This window comes from Anaerovorax odorimutans (genome assembly GCF_024459955.1).
GTDB classification, from domain to species: domain Bacteria; phylum Bacillota; class Clostridia; order Peptostreptococcales; family Anaerovoracaceae; genus Hominibacterium; species Hominibacterium odorimutans_A.
The window spans coordinates 153,104-163,994 of the sequence record NZ_JANFXK010000005.1 but is presented as its reverse complement, the minus strand read 5'-3'; the positions used below and the strand labels follow the sequence as shown (position 1 = coordinate 163,994).

The window sequence follows — 10,891 nt, the reverse complement described above, 5'->3', positions numbered from 1 at the left end:
GTTAGCTGATTTGTTAGGGGAGAAAAAATATGAACAAATATAAGGAATATCTCAATGCGTTCCGAACCAAGCTGCCTCTGGGTGAATGCTTTGATGTTTTGGAGCGGAGCATTTCCATAGGGGGCAGGCAGACGACCATCTTTTTTATCGACGGCCTGGTCAACGGCGAGGTCATGCAGAGGGTCATGTCCTATCTGCTGCGGGTGCCCCCGGAGAAAATGAAAGGCGTAGAGACCACAAAAGCGTTTATTGAACATAATCTTCCGTTTCTGGACACTCTGACAGAGACAGATGTGGATAAAGCTTTAAAGCATTTTTATTCCGGGCTGATACCGTTTATTATTGACGGTCTGGATGAAATTATCATTATCGATATTAGAGATTATCCTGCGAGAAGTGTGGAGGAACCGGCCAAAGAGAAATCGCTCCGGGGCGCCAAAGACGGATTTACGGAAATTATGATGACCAATGTAGCGCTCATCCGGCGGAGGCTGCGGGACAATAACCTGATTTTTAAAGGTTTCATTGTGGGCAATGAAAGCAAGAGCGATGTCTGCCTTGTCTATATGAAGGGAAAGGCGGATCCCAAGCTGGTCGAGCGGCTGTCGGACGAGCTGAACAAGCTGAAGCTGGAAACCACGACGGTTGGTGAACAGACGCTGATCGAGGCCATGGGCAAGCTGCAGGGAAAGCGGGGAGGCCGCAGAGGCGGTTTTCTGAATCCGTTTCCCAAGGTACGCTATACCCAGAGGCCGGATGTTATTTCAGCCCATGTAGCAGAGGGAAAACTGGCGATCATCATAGACAATTCGCCAACGGTGATTCTGATTCCGGCGGGGGTCTTCGACTTTGTCCAGGATGTGGACGATTATTATTTCCCGGTTATCACGGGCAATTATTTCCGGCTGCTGCGAATTGCCAACGCGCTGGTGATTCTGTTTCTTACGCCGGTATACTTGCTGGTGAGTCAGGGGGATATCCCGATTCCCATCAACGAGACTTTTTTCGTGCCTGATGAGGAGTTTGCCATATCCCTGTTCTGGCAGTTTATCCTGCTGGAATTGGCTATCGACGGACTGAAGCTGGCTTCTCTCAATACGCCCGAGTCGCTGGGCATGTCCCTTTCCGTTATTGGCGCTTTGATTCTGGGAGAATTCTCCATATCATCGGGATGGTTCATTCCCCAGACGATTCTCTGTATGGCAGTAGTAGCGCTGGCCAGCTTTACCCAGCCCAGTATTGAGCTGGGGTACGCGATAAAATTCATGCGCATCCTGATCCTGATCGGGGCTGCGGTATACGGAATCTGGGGTGCGGTGATCGGGCTTGTCATAGGGCTGTTATTTATGGTTTCCACCAAGACCCTGGCAGGAACCAGCTACCTGTATCCGCTGATTCCCCTTGATAAAAAAGCTCTGAAAAAACTACTGTTCCGAACGAAAGAATGATAAATACGGGTTTGCCGCGGCAAGCCCTTTTTGCACGTATGAAGAAATTTTGTTGTTTCTCGAAATTGAGACTTACTTTTCCCGGGTTTCAAGTGATAAAATATAGAGGGAAAACTATAGAAACGGAGTGAATGTGGATGTTTCATTTGAACGATACGGTTTTATACGGGGCAGAAGGCGTCTATCAAATTGCCGAAATCACAGAGATGGATTTTAAAGGGGAGAAGATGGAGTATTATGTGCTGAGGTCTTTGTACAATGATACGGCTACTATTTTCGTGCCTGCTGATAATGAAGCCCTTCTGGCAAAGATGCGGCGCGTCCTCTCAGCTGATGAGATCCGCAAGATCATCAAGGAAATGCCGGAGGGCGACTCCCTGGCGTGGATCGACGACGAGAGCAGCAGGATGAGGGAGTATAAAGAGATTATTCTCAAAGGGAATCACAGAGAAATCGTAAAGCTGATAAAGACGTTGTATCTGCACAGGCAGGAACAGAAAAAGATCGGAAAGAATCTGCATAAAGTGGATGAACGCTTCCTGAAAGACGCGGAAAAGCTGTTGTATGACGAATTCGCTTATGTACTGCGGATCAAACCGGAGCAGGTACTGCCTTTTATTCAGCGGCAGATCGAAGCGGAAGAAAAGCTCCACGCATAGCCGGAGTTAAACAGCTGCCTGCCGTAGGCGCGAGCGGGTCTGAATTGGAAAAAAATAATTTTGGATACTGCAAAATCCCGAAGCCAGTGGGCTGTCGGGATTTTGCGTTAAGGGATCAAGGACGCATTTTTATGGAAAACCATAGAAACCGTCTTATTTTTTCGCCTTTGATTCTGATTCTATTTCTGTTTCCTGGTGGGCGGAAGTCCCTGCGGCCTCGGCTTCCATGGTTCTCGGAAGAACCGGGCTGCCGCCGAGATTGTAGTATACGTACACGCTTTTGATACCGTAGAAGTCAATAACCTGAATGTTTCCGGTGGACATTTCCTGAAGAATGATGTAGTTGATACCTACACCGATCAGATAGCCTTCCTTTGTTTCAATGGTATTGGAGCCCATCAGCTGCTCAATGCGTACATAACGACCGATCTGCGTCCGGTAAAAGCCATTGGCATACTGAATGGCGTTGTAGTCCAGGACTTCCTGATAACCTTCCGGCAGCAGCGGATTAGCTGGGACGGTGAAAGTCGGAGCGTTGGGAATCAGCTCCGGTGTTAAACCGGACTGGGTCGGCGGTGCCGGAGCCTGATTTCCTGCTGTTCCCGGAGCGTTGGGCGTTACGATCGGAGTCATATCCTGCGCAGGAAGCACGTTCCCCGGCTGGGTGCCGCTGCCGGCCCCTGTCTCAGGCATTTGATCATAGGGAGATGATCCCGGATTTACAATCTGATTTTTTTTGATTTTTTCAATACGTATCAATGGAGTTTCACAACATGCCATAAAATCATACCTCTCTTTTTAAGTATTCGCATAGTTCGAAGTTGGAATATAAAAACAATGGTCGCCAATGCGGTTATGAATCACGCCCACATTGGTAGGGAAATAAGGCGGGCAGGTTTCTCTGTAAGGGTTGAAAAAGAACAGGGAATGGTCAATGCCCTGGAGTCTGCCGCCGGCCATGGCCCAGTCTACAATGTCGTAGTGGATGTCGGTCGGCGTCATATTATATACGTTTTGCGGGTTATAGCGGCCGCCGACGGACTCTCTCATGCAGACAAACTGCCCTTTTTGGGTGATAATGTTGCGTATGTCTCCGCCATTGCTGACCCGGGCAAATTCTCCGTAATCGATGGTGGCCCGGTTCATGATGACGGTGGCTACTGCCCGCATGCCGTCGTCACCCTCTCCGCCCGCCTCGCATTGGATGAGCCGCGCGAACAGCTCACGAGTGTCTAGTGCCATAAAATTCACCTCTGCTTCTCATACTACAGTCAGTATATGCGGGGGCAGGGGATATGGTGCAATTGATGTCTTCCCAGATCCGTTTGGATCTGGGATATACAGAAAACTCAGATGTAAACGCAAAGAAAATAAAAAGACCGTTCGAAATGTAAAAATCGAACGGTCTTTTTATTTTCTTTTGTGACGGAAAACGTACCTGCTTACCAGTGCACAACGACAGGTGTTCCCTTATTGGCCAGATTGCTGAATAATTTTTTCGCAGAGGCGACCGGCATGTTGACACAGCCGTGGCTGCCGCTGCCGCGGTAAATACTGCCGCCGAAGGCTCCCCGCCAGGGGGCGTCATGCATTCCGTAATTTCCGTAGAACGGCATCCAGTAGGATACAGGACTTGAATAGGAAGTTCCATCGGCATTGTTGCCTTTCAGGGTCGCGCCTCTCTGTTTGTAGGTAAGGCTGAAGGTTCCTGCGGGAGTATTGTAGCCGGACAGGACGTTTCCGGTAACTACCGGACAGTTTACAATCTCTTTGCCGTCTTTAAAATACCAGAGATGCTGTTCGGCAAGGGAAACCTCCACATATGTATTTCCAATATCATCTTCCTTGTTGTAATCGCCGAAGCCGGTCATGAGCCAGACAGGTTCGCGTTTTACCTCTTCTCCGCTTTTCAGATCCTTGATCAGCTGCTTTGTTTCCTTATCAACGCTGAGGGCCCAGCCGTAATCGCCGCCGGACACCTTGACCTTGCGATTGCTGAGAGAAGTGAACTCACGGGTTTTCCCCAGAGTGTTGTATTCCTTAGCCAGCTTTTTCACGTAATCGCGGACAGCGTCTTCCTTGATGGTGACCTTGGCCGCGGCCTTTTCAGCTTCATCTTTTTCGGATTCACTTGGGGAGCCGCTTTCCACAACTTCGATATCAAAGATCTTCTCCAGCTCCTCAGGAGGGATCTTGACCTCGTCTTTGCCCAGGATATAAGTGACCTTTGATGTCAGATATTTTTTGCAGAATTCCTGACGTTCCTTGATCTCCTCGCTGTCAGCCGTTACCTTCGGTTTCGTATAAAAGTCGGATGCCTGATATTCCAGCGTGAACGTATTCTTGGCGATCAGATCGGTTATCTTTTTCAGCAGAACATCATAGTCGATGTTGTTTCCGTACACTTCCGGGACGATCTTAAAGTCTTCCGAAGAAAGGTCTACATAAGCGTCCTTCGTTTCGACCGGATCTTTTTCCTTCAGGTAGTCGGCATTTTTCAAATCCGTTTTGAACGCCTTGTTGACCTTTTTCACGGTCATGTCTACGGACGCATCAAAATCAGCCTTGAAAAAATAATTAAGGGCGGCACTGAAAAAGTGGTCCTTTTTTACATTTGCCATGGCATCGTCGATGCCATAGTCAAAGTGCAGATCGGAAATGCTGCCCAGCGTTTTACCGTCTGCTGTAAAATTGAATGTCTTGCTGTTCCATTCTTTGATCAGTTTTTCTTTTGCCTGTTCTGTCGTAAGACCGCTGCAGTCGATGGTGTTGATGGTCGTTTTCTGTGGGAGCACGTCAACGGAAAAAACGTTGGCGTCCAGCACTTTCCATACAGCAAATCCGCCTCCGGCCAGACAGAGTACAATAATGAGTGGGATTAAAATTTTTTTCATAATTACTAGTACCTCGCAACCTCAATATTTTACAATATTTTATGCTTTTTTAAAAGCATTTTTCGTATTTTATGGTAAAATAAAATGAATCGCATAATTTTGTAAGGATTGGGAGAAATAGATGGCATTTACACATTTACATGTACATACGGAATACAGCCTTTTAGACGGGGCTGCCAGAATCAAGGATCTGGTGGCGCGGGCAAAGGAACTGGGCATGGAATCGGTGGCCATTACTGACCACGGAGTCATGTTCGGCGTGATTGATTTTTATCGGGAATGTCTGGATAAGGGCATAAAACCGATCATCGGCTGCGAAGTGTATACGGCGGCCAGGTCTATGACCGATAAAGACGCGGATAAAGATAAATATCAGGGGCATCTGGTGCTGCTGGCAAAAAACAATCAGGGATATCAAAATCTGATCAAGATCGTATCCGCAGGTTTTATTAAAGGATTTTACTATAAGCCGCGAATTGATAAAGAAGTTCTGAGGAAGCATAGTGAGGGGATCATTGCCTTGTCCGCCTGCCTGGCGGGCGATGTGCAGCGCAAGCTTTTGAACCGGGATTATGAAGGCGCAAAAAAAGAAGCGCTGGCTCTGCGGGATATTTTCGGAGAAGAAAACTTTTATCTCGAGCTGCAGGACCAGGGACTTGAGGAAGAAGCGAGAATTCTTCCCGATATGATCCGCCTCCACGAGGAGACAGGAATTCCTTTTGTAGCGACCAACGACGTTCATTATGTGCGCAGGGAGGACGCGAAGGCCCACGATGTGCTGCTGTGCATCCAGACGGCGGCGACCATTGATGAAGAAGACAGGATGCGCTTCCCCAACGACCAGTTTTATCTGAAATCCGAGGAAGAGATGCGCAAAATCTTCGCCAACTTCCCGGAAGCCTGCGACAATACGGCGAAGGTAGCGGAAAAATGTGATGTTTCCTTTGAGTTCGGCAATCTTCATTTGCCGGAATTCACGGCGCCTGAGGGCAAGACCAACCAGCAGTATCTGCGGGAGCTTTGCCAGCAGGGACTGGAAGAACGATACGGAGAGCAGGAAGACGCGGATATGGAGGCGCTGCAGGAGCGGCTGGAATACGAGCTTTCAACCATAGAGAAGATGGGCTATGTGGAATATTTCCTCATTGTCTGGGATTTCATCAACTATGCCAAGAGTAAAAAAATCATGGTAGGGCCCGGAAGGGGTTCCGCCGCAGGCAGCATTGTTTCCTATGTGCTTAAGATCACGGATATCGATCCGATCCGCTACAGCCTGATTTTCGAACGGTTTCTCAACCCGGAACGGATCAGCATGCCGGATATTGATATTGATTTCTGCTATGAAAGACGGCAGGAGGTCATCGATTATGTAATCGAAAAATACGGAGAAGATAAAGTTTCGCAGATCATTACTTTTGGAACCATGAAGGCCAAGGCCGCCGTCCGCGATGTGGGAAGGGTGCTCAACGTCAGCTATCCGGAGACCGACGCCATTGCCAAGGCGATTCCTTTTGATCTGAAAATGACCATTGACAAAGCGCTGGCTATGAACCCGGAGCTGAAAGCATCCTATGAAAAGGATGAGAAGGTCCGGCAGGTGCTGGATATGGCCAGGGCGCTGGAAGGGATGCCGCGCCATGCTTCCACCCATGCGGCCGGCGTGGTAATTTCCAAAAAGAGCATCGACGAATACGTGCCGCTGTATTTTTCTGATAAGGGCGTTTCCACGCAGTTTACCATGACTACCATCGAAGAGCTGGGGCTCTTGAAGATGGACTTTTTGGGTCTGCGTAACCTGACGGTAATCCGGGACGCTCTGGAAATGATTGAAAACAACTATGGCAAGTCCATTGATTTTTCTAAAATGAATTACGATGATCCCAAGGTATATGAGATTATAGCCAAGGGAAATACCCAGGGTATCTTCCAGCTGGAAAGCGGCGGCATGACCCAGTTCATGAAAAATTTGAAGCCGGACTGTTTTGAAGACATCGTTGCGGGCGTGGCGCTTTACCGTCCCGGTCCCATGGCTTCCATACCCAATTATATTGAAAATAAGAAACACCCCGATAAGATCGAGTACATCCATGAAAGCTTGGAACCGATCCTGTCGGTTACTTACGGCTGTTTGATCTATCAGGAGCAGGTAATGCAGATCGTGCGGGAGCTGGGCGGATATTCCTACGGAAGATCGGACCTGGTGCGCCGAGCCATGGGTAAGAAGAAGATGGAGGTCATGCTCCAGGAAAAAGAATATTTTATCCACGGCAAGGATGATGAGAACGGCAACGTGGAGATCGCCGGGTGCGTGCGCAACGGCATACCGGAGAATATCGCTGAAGAAATCTTCAATCAAATGGTAAGCTTTGCCGAATACGCGTTCAACAAGTCCCATGCGGCGGCATACGCGGTGATCGCCTATGAAACGGCTTATCTGAAAACCTATTATCCGGTGGAATTCATGGCGGCGCTGATGACCAGCGTTATGGGCGATTCGGGATATATTGCAAAGTATATCCGCAACTGCACGGAAATGGGCATCAAGGTTCTGCCGCCGGACATCAATGAGAGCGGTAAGAAATTTACCGTGAAGGACGGCAAGATCCGTTTCGGGCTTCTGGGCGTCAAAAACGTAGGGGAAGGCGCCATTGAAGCGATCATCAAGGCTCGTGAAGAAAAGGGAAACCCCAAGGATATTTTCCAGTTTATCAGCAACGTGGACATTCATGAAGTGAATAAAAAGGCTGTGGAGAGCCTGATTAAGGCGGGGGCGCTGGACAGCCTCAATGAAAACCGGGCTGCGCACATGGCCGTATACGAAAGCCTGATCGAGTCGGCGCAGAATGATTCCAGGAAAAATATCGAAGGGCAGATGTCCCTCTTCCAGCTGAACGCCGAACAGATGGAACTGGAAGAAGCGGCGGCCCGTCTGCCGGATGTGGAGAATTTTTCAAAGGAATACCGCAGCAGCCTGGAAAAAGAGATGCTGGGCGTATACATTTCCGATCACCCGTTGAAGGAGTATGAAGATCAAATCGGAAAGATGATTAATGTGACGGCTGAGGATCTGGCCCATGTGGCCGATCAGGAAGAGACAGGAGAGGTCCCTGCCGCAGGAGCCGGGCCGGTGCTCTTTGACGGTATGCGGGCTACCATGGCCGGAATCATCAATAGCAAAAAGACCCTGATGACCAGAAACAATAAAATGATGGCTTTTGTGGATATGGAAGATCTTTACGGCAACGTGGAGATGGTGGTATTTCCCAATGTGTACGAGCGCTGCTCGCAGCTCATCCGGGAGGACGCGCTGGTCGTTGTAAAAGGCAGCATCAATTTTAAAGAGGGAGAGCTTCCGAAGCTCCTGGCCAATGAAGTGCTGGATCTGAAAGAAACCAGCCAGGGGGCCAAAACAGCTGCTCAAAATGTGGTGAAGATCCGAATCCCTGACAGTTTGGAGAACGGGCTGGAACAGATTCGGGAAATTTTATCCCAGCATAAGGGCGGCACGCCGGTGATTATTTATCTGGGCCAGACCGGAAAAGCGATGAAAACAAAACAAGATCTCTGGGTCAATGCGGATGAAGCTTTCTGTGAGAGAGTTTCTCAGCTGATCGGCAGAGAAAACCTGAAGGTATAAGGAGGCAAAGAGGTGAAACGGATAGGAGTGCTTACAAGCGGAGGCGATGCTCCGGGAATGAACGCCGCGGTGCGGGCTGTTGTACGCTGCGGGCTGGACCGGGGTATGGAGGTCTACGGCATACAGCGAGGGTACGAAGGCCTGATCGAAGGCGCCATTAAGGAAATGGATATGTCCTCAGTGGGAGATATTCTCCACAGAGGGGGAACCATCCTGCGTACGGCCAGAAGCGAACGTTTTAAGACAGAGGAGGGGCAGAAGCACGCGCTCAATGTGCTGTCGGCTTTTGGCATCGAAGGACTGGTGGTCATCGGAGGGGACGGCTCTCTTCGGGGAGGACTGGAGCTTTCACAGAGAGGAATCACTGTCATGGGGCTTCCGGGAACCATCGACAATGATCTGGGTTATACGGACTATACCATTGGCTTCGATACGGCGGTCAACACCGTCCTGTCGGCAGTAACCAATATCCGCGATACGTCTTCTTCCCATGAACGGGCTACAGTGATCGAGGTCATGGGCCGCCATTGCGGAGACATCGCTCTTTATGCGGGACTGACCGGAGGGGCTGATAATATTCTGGTGCCGGAAATGCCCTTTGATATCAATAAAGTTTGCAAAAAGATCATTCAGGGCAAGAACCGGGGAAAGATGCACGATATTATCATGAAGGCGGAGGGCGTTGGCGTAGACGCCAAGGAGCTGGCACAGATGGTTGAGGAACGTACAGGCAAGGAAACTAGGGTGGTGATCCTGGCCTATCTGCAAAGGGGAGGCTCACCTACGGCAAAGGATCGCATGCTGGCCAGCCAAACAGCCAGCAAAGCGGTAGAGCTGCTGTACGACGATGAAGACAGCAAAGCCATCGGTATCTGCGGCAGCGAGATCGTAGCCTATGACCTGGAGGAAGCCCTTTCTATCAAACGGCCGTTCGATACGGACCTGTATCATTTAGCGGATGTGTTGTCAAAGTGAAAAACAGATTGAAATATAAAATAAAAAGTAGAGTGAAATATGCCCGCATCTTTGTGAGGAGCTTTTTCAAATGGCTGCTGATCGCGGGTGTTGTCGGTGTAATCAGTGGAGGAGTAGGAACGCTTTTTCGTCTTTCTGTAGAAAACGCCAATGTCCTGAGACAGGCTAACACCTGGCTGATTTTTTTACTGCCGCTGGGTGGTCTTTTAATTGTAGGCTGCTATCAGCTCTGTGGAATCAAGTCGCCCATTGGCACGGACAGGGTAATCGGCTCGGTGCGGGCGGAGGAGGAAGTTCCGGTTATATTGGGCCCGCTGATTTTTGTCAGCACGGTTATTACGCATCTTCTGGGCGGCTCTGCCGGACGGGAAGGCGCGGCGCTGCAGCTGGGAGGAAGCATCGGCACCCATGTGGGAAAGCTGTTCCGTCTGGATGAAAAAGATATGTCTTTAATTGTACTCAGCGGCATGAGCGGTGTGTTCGCGGCGCTTTTCGGCACGCCTCTGACTTCCGTGTTTTTCGCACTGGAGGTTATCAGCGTGGGCGTTATCTATTATTCAGGGCTGGTGCCGTGTCTGGTTTCCGCTCTGGTGGCTTACAGCATTTCCGGCTATTTTGGCTTTGACCTGGAGATTGAAAAGGTGCTGGCAGTGCCGGACTTCGGACTGTTTCCTGTCCTGCGGGTGGCGGTGCTGGGCGTCTGCTGCGCAGTGCTGAGCATACTCTATATTTTTACGATGGACCGGGTGGATGATATTTTTGAAAAGTTTTTTAAAAATCCCTACCTGCGCATACTGACCGGAGGCATAGTTATAGTGGGGCTGTCGATGCTATTCCCATCGGGCCATTATAACGGTTCAGGAATGGGTGTGATTTTTCAGGCGCTGGATGGAGAAGCCGACTGGTGGGCGTTTCTGGTTAAGATCTTGTTTACGGCTGTGACTTTAGGAGCGGGGTTCAAAGGCGGCGAGATCGTGCCGACCTTTTTCATCGGTTCGACCATGGGCTGTTTCGTTGGGGGCCTCTTGGGTCTGGACCCTGGTTTTGCGGCTGCAATCGGCCTTATTGCCACCTTCTGTGCGGTGGTCAACAGTCCGGTAGCTTCGATTTTGCTGGGCATCGAACTGTTCGGCGCTCAGGGATTGATCTTCTTCGGCATAGCCTGCAGCATCAGCTATATGCTTTCCGGATATTATGGACTGTACGGAAGTCAGAAAATCATGTATAGTAAGACTAAGGCAAAATATATCAATATAAATGCAAAATAAAAGGAGGATG

8 protein-coding genes are annotated in these 10,891 nt (G+C 49.6%); 5 read left to right on the top strand and 3 right to left on the bottom strand.

Features of this window, described 5'->3' with window-relative positions; all coding sequences use genetic code 11:
• Nucleotides 1–29 precede the first annotated feature (29 nt).
• Complete coding sequence (locus NE619_RS06395) at nt 30–1,448, top strand: spore germination protein (RefSeq protein ID WP_256131553.1); 1,419 nt, start codon at nt 30–32, stop codon at nt 1,446–1,448.
• 137 nt (nt 1,449–1,585) lie between these two features.
• On the top strand, nt 1,586–2,107 hold the full coding sequence (locus NE619_RS06390) for a CarD family transcriptional regulator (RefSeq protein ID WP_256131552.1): 522 nt from the start codon (nt 1,586–1,588) through the stop codon (nt 2,105–2,107).
• Between the two features lie 153 nt (nt 2,108–2,260).
• Here the strand turns inward: NE619_RS06390 and NE619_RS06385 are convergent, their stop codons facing one another.
• From NE619_RS06385 to NE619_RS06375, 3 genes are all read right to left on the bottom strand, one after another.
• Nucleotides 2,261–2,887, bottom strand: coding sequence for a hypothetical protein (locus NE619_RS06385; protein ID WP_256131551.1), 627 nt, complete (start codon nt 2,885–2,887; stop codon nt 2,261–2,263).
• 18 nt (nt 2,888–2,905) lie between these two features.
• On the bottom strand, nt 2,906–3,349 hold the full coding sequence (locus NE619_RS06380) for a cell wall hydrolase (RefSeq protein WP_256131549.1): 444 nt from the start codon (nt 3,347–3,349) through the stop codon (nt 2,906–2,908).
• Between the two features lie 200 nt (nt 3,350–3,549).
• Entirely contained in the window at nt 3,550–5,001 is a 1,452-nt protein-coding gene (locus NE619_RS06375) for a L,D-transpeptidase family protein (protein WP_256131548.1), read from the bottom strand.
• A gap of 121 nt (nt 5,002–5,122) precedes the next feature.
• On the opposite strand from NE619_RS06375, the gene NE619_RS06370 reads away from it, so the two are divergent.
• Genes NE619_RS06370 through NE619_RS06360 form a run of 3 tightly spaced genes read left to right on the top strand, consistent with a single transcriptional unit; the run spans nt 5,123 to nt 10,881 of the window.
• Nucleotides 5,123–8,638, top strand: coding sequence for a DNA polymerase III subunit alpha (locus NE619_RS06370; protein ID WP_256131547.1), 3,516 nt, complete (start codon nt 5,123–5,125; stop codon nt 8,636–8,638).
• A gap of 12 nt (nt 8,639–8,650) precedes the next feature.
• Entirely contained in the window at nt 8,651–9,613 is a 963-nt protein-coding gene (gene pfkA / locus NE619_RS06365; RefSeq protein ID WP_256131546.1) for a 6-phosphofructokinase, read from the top strand.
• An 8-nt stretch (nt 9,614–9,621) separates the two neighbouring features.
• Nucleotides 9,622–10,881 carry a chloride channel protein gene (locus tag NE619_RS06360; RefSeq protein WP_256131545.1) on the top strand — a complete coding sequence of 420 codons (1,260 nt, stop codon included), beginning with the start codon at nt 9,622–9,624 and terminating at the stop codon, nt 10,879–10,881.
• Nucleotides 10,882–10,891 lie beyond the last annotated feature (10 nt).